This is a genomic window from Pseudomonas sp. KK4, from assembly GCF_001984065.1.
In the GTDB taxonomy this organism is placed as follows: Bacteria; Pseudomonadota; Gammaproteobacteria; order Pseudomonadales; family Pseudomonadaceae; genus Aquipseudomonas.
In genome coordinates, this window is the sequence record NZ_LYVP01000131.1 from 1 (window position 1) to 13,561 (window position 13,561).

The window sequence follows — 13,561 nt, forward strand, 5'->3', positions numbered from 1 at the left end:
ATAGGCTTCTGAAATCTGCCGTCAACCCCTGATTTGAAGTTTCTATCAGCAGGTGCAAATTCGCTGCTTATATATAGACGCGCACGCGGCGATTGCGCAGTATATTGCCCAATACCAACAACGATACCCAAGCTCCCTACTTCGGACGATGCCTCTCAATGAATGATCAGCCTCGCAGCCTTGCCTCGACCTTGTTCTCGGTCGGCCTGCTATTAATAGCCATGGCATCGATCCAGTCCGGCGCTTCCCTGGCCAAAAGCATGTTCCCGATCATAGGCGCCCAAGGGACGACCACCCTGCGACTGATCTTCGCCAGCGTGATCATGTTGATATTGCTGCGCCCATGGCGAGCCAAGTTGACCGCGCGATCCCTGCGCACCGTCATCGTCTACGGCATGGCGCTGGGCGGCATGAACTTCCTCTTCTATATGTCCCTGCGCACCGTCCCGTTGGGTATTGCCGTGGCACTGGAATTCACCGGCCCGTTGGCCGTCGCGATCTACGCCTCACGACGGGCAATCGACTTCCTGTGGATCGCCCTCGCCGCCGTCGGCTTGCTGCTGCTGATACCCACAGGCGCAACCACAGCAGGCATCGACCTAGTGGGCGCCGGCTACGCACTGGGCGCCGGAGCCTGCTGGGCCCTGTACATTCTTTTTGGTCAGAAAGCCGGCGCGGACAACGGCGTACAGACGGCCGCGCTCGGCGTGATGATTGCCGCCCTGTTCGTCGCCCCTATCGGCATCGTGCACGCCGGTGCCGCGCTGCTGACGCCCTCTCTGATCCCGGTGGCCATCGGTGTCGCCATCCTTTCCACTGCCCTTCCCTACACCCTGGAGATGGTCGCACTGACTCGCATGCCTGCCAGGACCTTCGGCACCCTGATGAGCATCGAACCCGCATTCGGCGCGCTATCAGGCCTGCTGTTCCTTCACGAATACCTTTCTTTGTCACAGTGGATGGCTATCCTGTGCATCATCCTGGCTTCCGTCGGCGCCACCATGACCATGGGCAGCGCCGCCAAGCCCGCAGTTGCAGCGGATTAGCGAAGATGTGAAGAGGTGCTGGTATTTGCCGCCCATTTAGGCCATGTTTAGGTCCGCAACCCAATGTCACACATGGACTTTTCAGGATAGGGATTTCAGAGCGCTTGCTACGAGAGCAAATACTGCCAGACCGGGCGTCAGATCCGGAAATGCACCAAGGACAGCAATGAAACGAATTTTGATACTGATCGCCGTACTCGCCGTTGCGGGCTGCGCGGCGACATCGAAAACCCATACCAAACACGGCAAGAAAGGGCTGCACATCAACTGTTCAGGACTGTCATCGTCCTGGGACAAGTGCTATAGCAGTGCCGCCAACTCCTGCGCCCCCAAGGGGTACAAGGTCATCGCCAAGTCAGGGGATGCCGTGGAGGAACCCGGCGATTATCCATTCGGCCTCAACCCGGCGGGCTATACCAGCCGCAGCATGATCGTCATCTGCAAATGAATGTTCAGGCTTTCGGGCCTGAGATCTGCCGACCGATCTCATCGTAACTGGACTTCAGCACCCTGCGCTGAAGCTCCGGCGTGGCAAGCATTCTCGCCACCACCAACGCCCCGACGCATTGCGACAGAATGGCCCAGGCCAGGCTATCGCTCTCCAGCACCTGCGCCCAACGCTCCTGAAGCTGACAAATCCAGTGTTCCGCCTGCTGTCGAATCGCCTCATCGGCACGAGCGATCTCGGCACCCAAAGCAGGTAGCGCGCAGCCGGTTTCCGGATGCTCGACATGGGACATGCTCAGGTAGCGCTGCAAGCAACGCTCCAACTTGTCGCGATCCTGTCCGGCCCCCAATCGCTCCAGACTCTGGCGCAACTCCCGCTCGACGATCGACGCGAACAATTCGTCCTTGGACGAGAAATGGCTGTAAAACGCGCCACCACTGAGCCCTATCGCTTTCATCAAGCCATCGACACCCACCGTGGAGAAACCGGATGTCTTGGCAGACACAGCACTGCTGTCCAGCAGTTTTTCCCGAGTCTGCAACTTGTGATTGGCCGAATAACGCATGCCCTTCCCTCTGAGTTGATCGCCTTGACGCTGCCCGAATCGTAGCATAACGTTCGTTTAGTTAACGATCGTTTACCAAAGGGATCAAACCATGAATAACAAGAAGGTCGTACTGGTCGTCGGCGCAGGTGATGCCACGGGGGGTGCCATTGCCAAGCGCTTTGCGAAGGAAGGATTCTTTGCCTGTGTCACCCGTCGCAGCGCCGACAAACTCCAGCCGCTGGTGGACGACATTCGTACCCATGGCGGTCAAGCCCAAGGCTTTGCCTGCGACGCGCGCCAGGAGGAAGAGGTGATCGCCCTGGTCGAGCAGATCGAAAGCGAGATCGGCCCCATCGAGGCCTTCGTTTTCAACATCGGCGCCAACGTGCCCTGCAGCATTCTTGAAGAAACCGCCCGCAAGTATTTCAAGATTTGGGAAATGGCCTGCTTCTCCGGTTTTCTCAATGCCCGTGAAGTGGCCAAGCGCATGGCCAAGCGGCAACGGGGCACCATCCTGTTTACCGGTGCAACCGCCGGCATGCGCGGCGCCGCCGGGTTCGCCGCGTTCGCCGGCGCCAAACATGGTATCCGGGCGCTGGCGCAAAGCATGGCCCGGGAACTCGGACCGATGAACATTCACGTCGCGCACATCATCGTGGACGGCGCCATCGATACCGATTTCATCCGCGACAACTTCCCTGAGAAATACGCGACCAAGGACCAGGACGGCATTCTCAACCCCGAGCACATCGCCGAGAACTACTGGTACCTGCACAGCCAGCCCCGCGATGCCTGGACCTTCGAGCTGGACCTGCGTCCCTGGAACGAACGCTGGTAAGCCCTTCCCACAACAATAAGCAGAGCGCATCGACCATGAGCAAAACCGTGGAGTTCTACTTCGACCTGGGCAGTCCCGCCACATACCTGGCCTACACCCAGCTACCCAAAATCTGTGAGCAAACCGACAGCCAGTTGATCTACATCCCGATCCTGCTCGGCGGTGTGTTCAAAGCCACCGGCAATGCCTCGCCGGCAACCATCCCGGCCAAAGGTCGTTACATGTTTCAGGACCTTGACCGTTACGCCAGACGCTACGGCGTAACGCTCAAGTACAACCCGCATTTTCCCATCAACACCCTGATGCTCATGCGCGCCGTCACCGGCATTCAACGGCGTCATCCCGAGCGTTTCCCAGCCTTTATCGATTGCCTCTTCACCGCCCTGTGGGTGGAAGCTCAAAGCCTCGATGATCCGGCCACCGTTGCGGCAGTGCTGACGAAAAACGGTTTCGATCCCCGGGAGGTACTGGCCCTGACCGCCGATGAGGAAGTCAAGGCCGCCCTCAAGGATGCCACCGACAAAGCCGTTCAAAGGGGTGTATTCGGCGCCCCCAGCATGTTCGTCGGTGATCAGTTGTTCTTCGGCCAGGACCGCCTCGACTTCGTACTCGAGGCATTGCGTTAAATCTCGACCACCAACCGCCCCTGCGCCGCTCCCGACAACTGCCGTTGATGGGCGGCCTCGGCGGTTTCCAACGTGAACCGGTGTGAATCGACAATCGGCTTGAGCTTGCCCGCCTCGATCAGCCGTGTCGCTTCACTCAGGATTTCCCCGTGATGTTCACGCCCCTGGCCGGTCAGCAACGGCAGCAACGTAAATACGCCGGAATAGGTAGCCCCGCGAAACGATAGCGGCGCCAGACTGTGCTGCCCCCACCCCAGGCAACTCACCACATGACCGTGATACACCCGCGCCGCCTTGAAAGACGCATCCAAGGTTTCGCCACCCACGGTGTCATAAACAATGTCGAAGCCCTCCCCGCCTGTGTGCTCAGCCACGTAGTGCTCGACTGACGATAAACGGTAATCGATAAAGGTCGCACCCAAGCCTTCTATGATTTCTTGATGCCGCGCAGAACCCGTGGCAAACACCTGCGCACCAAAAGCCCGGGCAATTTGTACCGCGACATGACCGACACCCCCAGCCCCACCCTGAATCAACACCTTCTGCCCAGCCCGTACCCGCGCCCGGTCGACCAGGCCCTCCCATGCGGTAATCAGTACCAGAGGCAACCCGGCCGCCTCACGCATGCTCAGATTGCTCGGCTTGAGCGCCATCAGCCGCGCGTCCACTACCGCGTACTCAGCCAGCGAACCCTGAGCCCCACCAATCCCCGTTGCCATGGAATACACCTCATCCCCCGGCGCCCAGCCACTGACGCCCTCCCCTAACGCCTCAACAGTTCCCGCCAAGTCCATCCCCAACACCGCCGGCAACGGCTGACGCGCATGAGCCGCCTGGCCGGCGCGGATCTTTCCATCCAGCGGGTTCACCCCGCTGGCAGCGATCCGCACCAGCACTTGCCCCGGGCCAGCGACTGGCCGATCAATGGAAGCCAAGCGCAGTGAAGCATTGGCTGAGTCAACAATCAGCGCACGCATTTGCAGTGAGTCGGTCATTTCGAAAACTCCCATCGGATGAATGTGTAGGACCGATCTTGCGCCTGTACACTCATGCCGATAAGACGCCGTATCGCTATAGTAAACATGCCCCTATGGCATGAATGAGAGACCCCTGTGGATAAACTCAACGCAATGGCGATTTTCGTGCGGGTGGTCGAACGCGGCAGTTTTTCCGCCGTCGCCCGGGAGTTGCAGACCAGCCAGCCGACCATCAGCAAAGTGTTGCGAGCCCTGGAAGTGGAACTGGGAGGAAAGCTGATTGCCCGCAGCACCCGCAAGTTATCCCTGACCGATGAGGGCCAGCGCTACTACAGCGAATGTCGTCAGATTCTGGCCGCGGTGGACGCCGCCGAGCACAGCTTCCAGTCCGGCCGGGAATCCATTGCCGGTCCCCTGAGGATCGGTTCCTCTGTAAGCTTCGGGCGCCTGCAGATTGCCCCGCGCCTGCCGCAATTCCTTGATCGACATCCCGGCGTCCAGATCGACCTGCAACTGAGCGATCAGAACCAGGACCTGGTCAGCGAAGGCCTGGACGTCACGTTCCGCATTGGCGCACTGAGCGACAGCGGCCTGATTGCCCGTCATGTCGGCACGACCCATCGGGTCACTGTCGCAGCGCCGCACTACCTGGAAAAACACGGCCAACCGCGAAGCCCCGAAGAACTCACCGGGCACAACTGCCTGCAGTTCAATCTGCTGACCAGTCAGAACCTGTGGACCTATGAAGGCGGGCACGAAGTGCAAATCAAGGGCAATGCACAAAGCAACAACTCCGAAGCGATTCGCGAGTTGGTGTTGGGAGGATTGGGGATAGCGCTGTCACCGGTCTGGCTGTTCAGCGAGGACCTGAAGGCGGGACGCGTGATCGCGATTCTGCAGGAATATAGCGCGCAATCGCTGCCGATTCATGCCGTGTCCCCGGCGAATCGTCGCCAATCCGCCAGGGTCAAGGCCTTTGTCGACTACATGAGTCAGGCGCTGGCATCAGCGCCTGAACTGCAACCGGTCAAATAGCCGCGGTACGGGTGTTCAGCCACTCCAGCGCCGCACCGTCGACCAATGGGCTCAAGCGTTCACGCACTTCGGCGTGGTAGGCGTTGAACCATTGTTTTTCCTCTGCACTGAGCAACGAAGGCTCCAGGCAACGGGTGTCGATCGGGCACAGGGTCAGGGTTTCGAATTTCAGGAACTCGCCGAATTCGCTGCTGCCGGCCTCGCGGTTCATCGCCAGGTTTTCGATGCGCACACCCCAACGGCCCGGGCGGTAAGTACCCGGTTCGATCGAGGTGATCATGCCCGGCTGCATCGCCGTTTGCGGCGCAGGCGCGGCCTGGTAGGCGATCACTTGCGGGCCTTCGTGAACATTGAGGAAGTAGCCGACGCCATGGCCGGTGCCGTGGCCGTAGTCGACGTTCTCGGCCCAGATCGGCGCACGAGCGATGGCATCGAGCAGCGGCGACAGAATGCCCCTGGGGAATTGCGCACGAGACAAGGCGATCACGCCCTTGAGCACGCGGGTGCAATCGCGCTTCTGTTCGTCGGTCGGCGTGCCCACCGGCACCATCCGGGTGATGTCGGTGGTACCGCCCAGGTACTGGCCACCGGAATCGATCAGCAACAGACCATCGCCTTCGATCACCGCATGCTCTTCTTCGGTGGCGTGGTAGTGCGGCATGGCGCCGTTGGCGTTGAACGCAGCGATGGTGTTGAAACTCAAGGATACGTAACCCGGACGACGCTCGCGGGCAGCCGTGAGTTTTTCGTCGATGGTCAGTTCGGTGATGCGCTCACGGCCCAGGGCCGAGTCGAGCCAGGCGAAAAATTCACAGAGCGCCGCGCCGTCCTGCTCCATGGCCTGACGGATGTGTTCGGCATCGGCCAGACTCTTCTGTGATTTGGCCAGGGTCGTCGGGTTCAGGCCTTCGATCAGCTTGACGTCGCTGTCGAGGTTATCCAGCAGCCCCGCCGTCACCCGCGCCGGGTCCACCAGCAGACTCGAACCACTCGGCACTTCAGCCAGGGCCGCCGCCACGTCGCTGTAATCACGCAGGGTCACGCCGTCCTTTTCCAGGACTGCGCGCAACTCGGCATCGACCTTGCTCAGCGCCACGAACAGCGTCGCTTGTTGCTGACTGATCAACGCGAACGAGACAAACACCGGGTTGAACGATACGTCGCCGCCGCGCAGATTGAACAGCCAGGCGATGTCGTCGAGGGTGGCGATGAAATGCCAGTCGGCGCCCTTGGACTGCAAGGTTTCCCGCAGCTTGGTGAGTTTTTCCCCACGGCTGACGGTGGCTTGCGGCGGCAAGTGCTGATAGATCGGTGCGTTCGGCAGAATCGGCCGGTCGCTCCAGACTTCGTTGAGCACATCGATATCGGTACGCAGGCGCGCTCCGCGTTCTTCAAGTTTGCTGCCCAGGGTACGCGCCGAGGCCACGGCCATTACCGCACCATCGACCGCGACCACACCGCCTTCAGGGGTTTGTTCGGCCAGCCAGTCCAGAGGCGATGGCTGCCCCGGTTGCAGCTTGACCAGTTCGATACCGCTGCCCTTGAGCTCCTTGGTCGCCTGTTCCCAGTAACGGCTGTCAGCCCAGACACCGGCGAAATCCGGGGTCACGATCAGAGTGCCGACCGAGCCATGGAAGCCCGACAGCCACTGCCGCCCCTGCCAGTAACCCGGCAGGTATTCGGACAGGTGCGGGTCGGCCGACGGCACCAGAAGCGCGTGAATGCCCTCCCGGCTCATCAGCTCACGGGTTTGCGCCAGGCGCTGGGGCACCGATCCATTGATCGAAGACTGCGTACTCATCGTAACTCCTGCTAACCACTTATCGTTGTTGTGTCGTGCCGATCAGCGTCGGCCGGTTTGCCTATTGCCAGAATGCCGGAGCACTGGCGCAGGCCGCTTTAATCAGTTGTGCCGCCTGATCGATATCCTGCTCGGTGGTGAACCGGCCCAGGCTCAGGCGAATGGTGCGACTGGCGGAACGGGCGTCATGCCCCAGCGCCAGCAGCACATGGGATGGCGCATTGCTGGCGGAATTGCAGGCCGAGGTCGCGGAAAACGCGATGGTGGCCAGCAGTGCCGCGGAATTGAACTCGCCTTCGGTGAAGGTCAGGCTCAAGGTATGCGGGATGCGCTGCAGGGCGCTGCCGTTGAGGCGCACGCCGGGAATGCCAAGCAGCTGCTGCAGCAGGCGTTCGCGCAACCCTGCGATCAGGGCTTTTTCTTCATCGAAGGAGGCTGCCGCCAGCGCGAAGGCCTCGCCCATCGCGACGATCTGATGGGTCGCCAGGGTGCCGGAGCGCATTCCGCCCTCATGCCCGCCGCCGTGAATCTGCGCCAACAGGCGCTGTTGCGCCCGCGGGCCGACGTACAGCGCGCCAATGCCCTTGGGACCATAGAGTTTGTGCGCGGAAAACGACATCAGGTCCACCGGCCACTCGGTCAGGTCGATCGCCACTTTGCCCGCGCCCTGTGCCGCGTCGACATGGAACAACGCCTGACGATCGCGCACCACCTGACCGATGGCGGGAATGTCGTTGACCGTGCCCAGTTCGTTGTTGACCAGCATCAGCGACACCAGGAAGGTGTCCTCGCGCATGGCCTCGCTGACCGCTTGCGGGGTGATCAGGCCATCGGCGTCCGGCACCAGATAAGTCACTGCGACACCCGAGTCCTGCAATTGACGGGCGGTGTCGAGGATGGCCTTGTGTTCGATCTGGCTGGTGATGATGTGCCCGCCGGCAACGCCGCGCGCCTGGGCAACGCCTTTGAGGGCGAGGTTGTTGGATTCGGTCGCGCCGGAGGTCCAGACGATCTGTTCAGGCGTGGCGCCAATCAGTTGGGCCACTTGCTGCCGAGCCCGTTCCACCGATTGCCGGGCCTGCTGGCCGAAGGCGTGGGAACTGGAAGCCGGGTTGCCGAAATTGCCGTTCAAACCCAGGCACTCGACCATGACCTTGATGACCCGCTCGTCCACCGGGGTGGTGGCGGCGTAGTCGAAATACAACGGACGTTTATTCATAAAAGACTCGCAGAGCGTGTTCCGGGGTCAGGAGGCTCGTGGCTGCAAACGCCAAAACGCAGCCTTGTGAGCTGCGTAGCGGTTTCAGAACGTTACCAATACCTGATCGGATGCCGTTAAAGAAGGTTGGCTTCATTAAAAGTGCGTAGGAACGCTCCTGAAAAGCCAGCTTAACAGGCATCGGGCAACCGGTTGAAGCAATGCGTCAGCTAAAGCTTTCAAGCAGGATCGGATACAGCGAGGCCACCAGCAGCGCAGCCATGCCCCAGTTGAACAGGCACAACCAGCGACGATCCTTGAGTACGTTGCGCAACAGCGTACCGCAGGCGGCCCAGACCCCGACGCTTGGCAAGTTGATGATGGCGAACACGGCGGCGATCACGATGACGTTGGTGAAGTAGCCCTGCATGGGCGTGTAGGTGCTGATGGCGCCGATGGCCATGATCCAGGCCTTGGGGTTGACCCACTGGAACGCGGCAGCGCCCAGGTAGCTGATTGGTTTGCCCTGTCCTTTGTCACTGTCGGAAACCGGCCCCGAATGGGCGATTTTCCACGCCAGGTACAACAGGTACGCCGCGCCGACATAACGCAATACCGTATAGAGCAAAGGATAGGTTTTGAACACGGCACCCAGGCCGAAACCCACGGCCACCACCAGCACGAAGAACCCGCATGTGATGCCGAGCATATGGGGAATGGTACGGTTGAAGCCGAAATTCACGCCCGATGCCAGCAACATCGTGTTGTTGGGGCCCGGAGTGATGGACGTGACAAGGGCAAACAAGGCAAAGCCCAACAGCAAATCGAATGAGAGCGTCATGGTGGCAGTCCATCAGGGTCGGTCAGGCTATGACCCTATCGCACACCTTACGCGAAACCCACGGACAGTTGGACGAAAATTCAAGCAGTACAGTTTTCGATTAGCTTGGGCGACCGTGCAGCTGTACAGCTCGCTCGGCATTCATTTCACCCTGTTTATCGAAACCAAACGTCTTCTGTGGCTGACCGAGCAGTTCGGCTTTTTTCGCGTGGTATTCGTCGAAGGACAAACCGCGACGGTTCAACGCTTCCATTGCCAGTTCCCGGGTTTCTTCAGCGGTGTAAGGCCGCAGTTCCGGGGAAACGTGGCTCGCGCAGCCGGCGAGAACGGAGAGGGTCAACAGCAGCAAAGTGGCGGTCACGGTTTTCATGTCGGCGTCCTGCAATCTGGGTTCGGGGCAATGAACACAGGCTACTCGGACCGCTGAGCGTACAGAAATCATCGCTTTCGATAGTGGCTATCAGGTTTTCCCAATGTCCATCGCTCACGCGCTTTATATTCCACAATGACCTATAAATATTAATTTAACTTATTTTACGGAATATAAACAAAGCTCTATAACACCTCCATCCGCTGACGATCTGTTGCTCAGGCAACTGTTCAACAAGGAACTGATCAGGTCGCGCCCATTGAAAGTCGTCGCCGTAGCCGGCGGCAACCGGCGTCTCTCCCGCATGCAACTGGCCGCAGAACGCGCCGCGCCGTTGTTCGGTGTCCATCCCGACAACCTGCTGAAAATCGCAAGGAATTCTCCGGCTTTCCTGCCGATTCCGACTGTCTATTCATGAACTGCCCTACAAGGAGCGTGCCCCCATGCAATTGCTGACCTTACCGCCCTCGCCCGCTCTGGCCACGTCGATCCGCGCCACGGCGCAAGTGTTCGAAGACCCCAAATCCCAGGCCTTGCTCGCGCATCTGCAACAAGTGGCGCCCAGTGAAGCCAGCGTGCTGATCATTGGCGAGACCGGCACTGGCAAAGAGCTGGTGGCCCGACATATCCACAACCTCAGCGCCCGGCGCAACCGGCCGTTCGTGGCGGTCAACTGCGGCGCCTTTTCCGAATCCCTGGTGGAAGCCGAGTTGTTCGGCCATGAGAAAGGCGCGTTCACCGGTGCCCTGAGTGCCAAGGCCGGCTGGTTCGAAGAGGCCGACGGCGGCACGCTGTTCCTCGATGAAATCGGTGACTTGCCGATGGCGATCCAGGTCAAGTTGCTGCGGGTCTTGCAGGAGCGCGAAGTGGTGCGTCTGGGCTCGCGCAAGAGCATCCCGATCAATGTGCGGGTGCTGGCGGCGACCAACGTACAGCTGGAAAAAGCCATCAACGCCGGGCATTTCCGCGAGGACCTGTATTACCGGCTCGACGTGGTCAGCCTGGAGCTGAGCCCGTTGCGTGATCGTCCGGGAGACATCCTGCCGTTGACCCGGCACTTCATCGACGCCTACAGCCAGCGCCTGGGCTACGGCCCCATCACCCTCAGCAAAGACGCCGAACTGAAACTGCGCAGCTACAGCTGGCCGGGCAACATCCGCGAGCTGGAAAACGTCATTCACCACACCCTGCTGATTTGCCGCAACGGCGTGATCGAACGCGAAGACCTGCGCCTGTCCAACCTGCGCATCGAGCGTCAGGACGACTACCACGCCCAGGTCGACGACTCTGCCGAAGCGCTACTGGATCGGGCTTTTCAGAAGCTCTTCGAAGAACAGGCCGGCGCCTTGCATGAGAAGGTCGAAGACGCCTTGTTGCGCGCCGCTTATCGCTTCAGCCATTACAACCAGGTGCACACCGCCGCGCTGCTGGGCCTGAGTCGCAACGTGACCCGCACACGCCTGATCAAGATCGGCGAACTGGCGGTGAACAAGCGGCGGCCCATGGAAAACGTCCAGGGCGAGCGCTTGATGCAGCTGTCGATCTAGGCCTCAGTGCACCAGGTTGCAGTGCAGCGCGTGATCGTGGCTGCGCTCCAGGCTGTGCAACACCTGAAACGAACCGAAGGTGACGGTTTTCGCCTGATGGGCGCGGATCAGCTGCCAAAAATCCTGTTCGCCGCTTTCAAAGCTTTGAAACGCGGCCTCCCCGGCCTCGCGGGATTGCCATTGCAGATAATTGAGCACCCGCCGGCCGTCGTCGCTGGCCTGGATGCTCGCGCTCAGAAAGCCAGTGTAGTGCTGGGCCAGGCGCTCGGTCTGCTGCGATAACGCCATCACCAGCGCGGGTTGCTGATGGGGTTCGATTTCGAATTCGATCAACTGGGTGAAGCTGCGATTTTTCTCTGGAGCTTGCATGAATAATCCCCCGCTATCTGTAGGACAGATCTTGCGATCCGAAGGCGTGCAGGTTAAAACCTCGAGTTAACTAGAGGTCAAGGGGCATTTTCAAAATGGTCACCTCGCAGAATCTGCGCAAGGAACTCAGTGTCGGCCAGTTGGCTGAACGCAGTGGTGTGGCGGTCACGGCGCTGCACTTCTATGAAGCCAAGGGCTTGATCAAAAGCAATCGCAATCAGGGCAATCAGCGACGCTATCCGCGGGAAACGTTGCGCCGTGTGGCGTTGATCAAGGTTGCACAGCGTCTGGGTATTCCCCTGGCGGAGATCGGCGAGGCGTTGAAAAACCTGCCGGACAATCGCGCCCCGACGGCGGAGGACTGGAAGCTGTTGTCCCAGCAGTGGCGTCGGGATCTGGATGCGCGGATTGCGCAATTGACCCTGCTGCGCGACCGGCTCAATGGCTGCATTGGTTGCGGATGTTTGTCGATGGAGGCCTGTCCGTTGCGCAATTTTGGCGATGTGCTTGGCAAGCAAGGGCCAGGGGCGCAGTTGCTGGAACGATCATGAGCGCTTTGTGGCCAGGGAGCTCGCGCCCGTCGGGCTGCGCAGCAGCTCAAAACCGGGTGACGCGGTGTTTCAGGTAGAGGGCGCAATCCGGATTTACGACTGCTGCGCAGCCTAGCGGGAGCAAGCTCCCTCGCCACGATGGGCGCGGCGTTAGAACCCCGGTGCAAACTGCCTTTTATAACGGATCAGGATGAATTGCCGGACGTCATTGCAATTCAATGCCTTGGCCACAGGCGGCAATCTTTTGTGAACTTGAATACGGTCGACAGTCAAAATCAAGAGATCCCAGCCTTCGGCAGCTCCTACTATTAATCGTCCGGCTGGAGACCGATCACTCGTTCAAAACAAGAAGGAGAACCATCATGAGCGTCAAACCCATTCCCGAGGGTTATCACAGCATCACCCCTTACCTGGGCATTGCCAAAGCGGCCGAGGCCATCGGCTTCTACAAGAAAGCCTTCGGCGCCATCGAAGTCATGCGCCTGTCCATGCCCGACGGCGGCATCGGACACGCCGAACTGCGCATCGGCGACTGCCCGATCATGCTCGGCACGCCCTGCGATCAAGGGCCGTTGAGCAATCCGGACAACTCGCCTTCCGTGGGGCTGCATCTGTATGTGACCGATGTCGACAAGTCCTATAAACAGGCGATTGACGCTGGCGGCATTGTGGTGTCTGAGGTCAAGGATCAGTTCTACGGCGACCGCTCCGGGACTTTGAGGGATCCCTATGGGCATCTGTGGTTCCTGGCCACACGCAAGGAGGATCTGACTCAGGAGCAGATTGAACAGCGGGCCAGGGAGATGTTTCAGCAGGGTTGAGATCAGTGTCTGAGCCGGCCTCTTCGCGAGCAAGCCCGCTCCCACAGTTGACTGCATTCCAATGTGGGAGCGGGCTTGCTCGCGAAGGCGGCACCTCTTCTGACCACAATTCATGAACAATCGCTCCACACATGGCCACTTGTTCTTGCTCCACAACACTTTCAGGATGCACACACCCACCGCCAAGGAGCCCCCCCATGTTCGCCGGATTCCTGAAAGACCAGCGCCAGCATCAATCTGGAGCATGACCGCGCCGATATCGACGCCGGTCATCATTTGAACCTGCCGCTGCTGGTGCTGTGGGGCGCCGAGGGTACGGTCGGGCGCTGCTTCGATCCGCTCAAGGAATGGCATCAGGTCGCCACCGATGTGCGCGGCAAGGCGTTGCCTGCCGAGCATCACATTGCTACAGAAGTTCCAGCGTTGTTGCTGGCTGAGGTGTTGGATTTTCTGCGTTGAAACCCTTTCTGTGGCAAGGGATATCTGTGGCGAGGGAGCTTGCTCCCGCTGGGCTGCGAAGCGGCCCTGAAGAAGGCTGCTGCGCGA

At 60.0% G+C, this 13,561-nt stretch carries 15 protein-coding genes and 2 pseudogenes; 10 read left to right on the forward strand and 7 right to left on the reverse strand.

Annotated features, from left to right (window positions below; translation table 11 throughout):
- The first annotated feature begins 158 nt into the window (after window positions 1-158).
- Both rhtA and B0W55_RS25695 read left to right on the forward strand, forming a co-directional pair.
- Entirely contained in the window at window positions 159-1,046 is an 888-nt protein-coding gene (gene rhtA / locus B0W55_RS25690) for a threonine/homoserine exporter RhtA (RefSeq protein WP_077048721.1), read from the forward strand.
- A 166-nt stretch (window positions 1,047-1,212) separates the two neighbouring features.
- Window positions 1,213-1,494 (forward strand): hypothetical protein, encoded by a 282-nt coding sequence (locus B0W55_RS25695; protein ID WP_077048722.1) that lies wholly within the window; start codon window positions 1,213-1,215, stop codon window positions 1,492-1,494.
- 4 nt (window positions 1,495-1,498) lie between these two features.
- Here B0W55_RS25695 and B0W55_RS25700 read toward each other — a convergent pair whose 3' ends face one another.
- Window positions 1,499-2,059, reverse strand: a complete 561-nt coding sequence (locus tag B0W55_RS25700) for a TetR/AcrR family transcriptional regulator (RefSeq protein ID WP_077048723.1) — start codon at window positions 2,057-2,059, stop codon at window positions 1,499-1,501.
- A gap of 91 nt (window positions 2,060-2,150) precedes the next feature.
- Between B0W55_RS25700 and B0W55_RS25705 the strand changes: the two genes are divergently transcribed.
- The gene (locus B0W55_RS25705; protein WP_077048724.1) at window positions 2,151-2,879 is read left to right on the forward strand and encodes an SDR family oxidoreductase; all 729 of its coding nucleotides are present in this window, start codon (window positions 2,151-2,153) and stop codon (window positions 2,877-2,879) included.
- Between the two features lie 35 nt (window positions 2,880-2,914).
- Window positions 2,915-3,505, forward strand: coding sequence for a 2-hydroxychromene-2-carboxylate isomerase (locus B0W55_RS25710; RefSeq protein WP_077048725.1), 591 nt, complete (start codon window positions 2,915-2,917; stop codon window positions 3,503-3,505).
- On the opposite strand, the gene B0W55_RS25715 is transcribed toward B0W55_RS25710, so the two are convergent.
- Window positions 3,502-4,500 carry a zinc-dependent alcohol dehydrogenase family protein gene (locus B0W55_RS25715; RefSeq protein WP_077048736.1) on the reverse strand — a complete coding sequence of 333 codons (999 nt, stop codon included), beginning with the start codon at window positions 4,498-4,500 and terminating at the stop codon, window positions 3,502-3,504. The two genes, B0W55_RS25710 and B0W55_RS25715, sit on opposite strands and share 4 nt — an antisense overlap.
- A gap of 117 nt (window positions 4,501-4,617) precedes the next feature.
- On the opposite strand from B0W55_RS25715, the gene B0W55_RS25720 reads away from it, so the two are divergent.
- Window positions 4,618-5,517, forward strand: coding sequence for a LysR family transcriptional regulator (locus B0W55_RS25720; protein WP_077048726.1), 900 nt, complete (start codon window positions 4,618-4,620; stop codon window positions 5,515-5,517).
- On the opposite strand, the gene B0W55_RS25725 is transcribed toward B0W55_RS25720, so the two are convergent.
- The 4 genes from B0W55_RS25725 to B0W55_RS25740 form a co-directional block, all read right to left on the reverse strand.
- Window positions 5,510-7,318: an aminopeptidase P family protein gene (locus B0W55_RS25725; RefSeq protein ID WP_077048727.1), complete on the reverse strand. Its 1,809-nt coding sequence runs from the start codon at window positions 7,316-7,318 to the stop codon at window positions 5,510-5,512. The genes B0W55_RS25720 and B0W55_RS25725 overlap by 8 nt on opposite strands.
- Window positions 7,319-7,379: 61 nt before the next feature.
- Complete coding sequence (locus B0W55_RS25730; RefSeq protein ID WP_077048728.1) at window positions 7,380-8,537, reverse strand: aminotransferase class V-fold PLP-dependent enzyme; 1,158 nt, start codon at window positions 8,535-8,537, stop codon at window positions 7,380-7,382.
- 205 nt (window positions 8,538-8,742) lie between these two features.
- Entirely contained in the window at window positions 8,743-9,357 is a 615-nt protein-coding gene (locus B0W55_RS25735; protein WP_077048729.1) for a LysE family translocator, read from the reverse strand.
- 100 nt (window positions 9,358-9,457) lie between these two features.
- The gene (locus B0W55_RS25740) at window positions 9,458-9,727 is read right to left on the reverse strand and encodes a hypothetical protein (RefSeq protein ID WP_077048730.1); all 270 of its coding nucleotides are present in this window, start codon (window positions 9,725-9,727) and stop codon (window positions 9,458-9,460) included.
- 229 nt (window positions 9,728-9,956) lie between these two features.
- Here B0W55_RS25740 and B0W55_RS25745 point away from each other — a divergent pair.
- Both B0W55_RS25745 and B0W55_RS25750 read left to right on the forward strand, forming a co-directional pair.
- A pseudogene (locus B0W55_RS25745) lies at window positions 9,957-10,145 on the forward strand (hypothetical protein); the annotation flags it as partial.
- Window positions 10,146-10,170: 25 nt separating this feature from the next.
- A complete protein-coding gene (locus tag B0W55_RS25750) occupies window positions 10,171-11,274 on the forward strand; it encodes a sigma-54-dependent Fis family transcriptional regulator (RefSeq protein ID WP_077048732.1) in 1,104 nt (367 codons plus the stop codon).
- Between the two features lie 3 nt (window positions 11,275-11,277).
- Here the strand turns inward: B0W55_RS25750 and B0W55_RS25755 are convergent, their stop codons facing one another.
- A complete protein-coding gene (locus B0W55_RS25755; RefSeq protein WP_077048733.1) occupies window positions 11,278-11,643 on the reverse strand; it encodes an antibiotic biosynthesis monooxygenase in 366 nt (121 codons plus the stop codon).
- A gap of 95 nt (window positions 11,644-11,738) precedes the next feature.
- Here B0W55_RS25755 and soxR point away from each other — a divergent pair, with 95 nt between their 5' ends.
- The 3 genes and pseudogenes from soxR to B0W55_RS25770 form a co-directional block, all read left to right on the forward strand.
- Window positions 11,739-12,194, forward strand: coding sequence for a redox-sensitive transcriptional activator SoxR (gene soxR, locus B0W55_RS25760; RefSeq protein ID WP_077048734.1), 456 nt, complete (start codon window positions 11,739-11,741; stop codon window positions 12,192-12,194).
- Between the two features lie 362 nt (window positions 12,195-12,556).
- On the forward strand, window positions 12,557-13,015 hold the full coding sequence (locus tag B0W55_RS25765; RefSeq protein WP_077048735.1) for a VOC family protein: 459 nt from the start codon (window positions 12,557-12,559) through the stop codon (window positions 13,013-13,015).
- Between the two features lie 216 nt (window positions 13,016-13,231).
- A pseudogene (locus B0W55_RS25770) lies at window positions 13,232-13,474 on the forward strand (alpha/beta hydrolase); the annotation flags it as partial.
- Window positions 13,475-13,561 lie beyond the last annotated feature (87 nt).

What these genes read in the sequence shown, in the direction of transcription:
- B0W55_RS25765 (WP_077048735.1), top strand. Translation starts at nt 12,557, where the DNA reads ATGAGCGTCAAACCCATTCCCGAGGGTTATCACAGCATCACCCCTTAC.
- B0W55_RS25700 (WP_077048723.1), bottom strand. Translation starts at nt 2,059, where the DNA reads ATGCGTTATTCGGCCAATCACAAGTTGCAGACTCGGGAAAAACTGCTG.
- B0W55_RS25715 (WP_077048736.1), bottom strand. Translation starts at nt 4,500, where the DNA reads ATGACCGACTCACTGCAAATGCGTGCGCTGATTGTTGACTCAGCCAAT.
- rhtA (WP_077048721.1), top strand. Translation starts at nt 159, where the DNA reads ATGAATGATCAGCCTCGCAGCCTTGCCTCGACCTTGTTCTCGGTCGGC.
- B0W55_RS25755 (WP_077048733.1), bottom strand. Translation starts at nt 11,643, where the DNA reads ATGCAAGCTCCAGAGAAAAATCGCAGCTTCACCCAGTTGATCGAATTC.
- B0W55_RS25750 (WP_077048732.1), top strand. Translation starts at nt 10,171, where the DNA reads ATGCAATTGCTGACCTTACCGCCCTCGCCCGCTCTGGCCACGTCGATC.
- B0W55_RS25735 (WP_077048729.1), bottom strand. Translation starts at nt 9,357, where the DNA reads ATGACGCTCTCATTCGATTTGCTGTTGGGCTTTGCCTTGTTTGCCCTT.
- soxR (WP_077048734.1), top strand. Translation starts at nt 11,739, where the DNA reads ATGGTCACCTCGCAGAATCTGCGCAAGGAACTCAGTGTCGGCCAGTTG.
- B0W55_RS25705 (WP_077048724.1), top strand. Translation starts at nt 2,151, where the DNA reads ATGAATAACAAGAAGGTCGTACTGGTCGTCGGCGCAGGTGATGCCACG.
- B0W55_RS25725 (WP_077048727.1), bottom strand. Translation starts at nt 7,318, where the DNA reads ATGAGTACGCAGTCTTCGATCAATGGATCGGTGCCCCAGCGCCTGGCG.
- B0W55_RS25730 (WP_077048728.1), bottom strand. Translation starts at nt 8,537, where the DNA reads ATGAATAAACGTCCGTTGTATTTCGACTACGCCGCCACCACCCCGGTG.
- B0W55_RS25710 (WP_077048725.1), top strand. Translation starts at nt 2,915, where the DNA reads ATGAGCAAAACCGTGGAGTTCTACTTCGACCTGGGCAGTCCCGCCACA.
- B0W55_RS25695 (WP_077048722.1), top strand. Translation starts at nt 1,213, where the DNA reads ATGAAACGAATTTTGATACTGATCGCCGTACTCGCCGTTGCGGGCTGC.
- B0W55_RS25740 (WP_077048730.1), bottom strand. Translation starts at nt 9,727, where the DNA reads ATGAAAACCGTGACCGCCACTTTGCTGCTGTTGACCCTCTCCGTTCTC.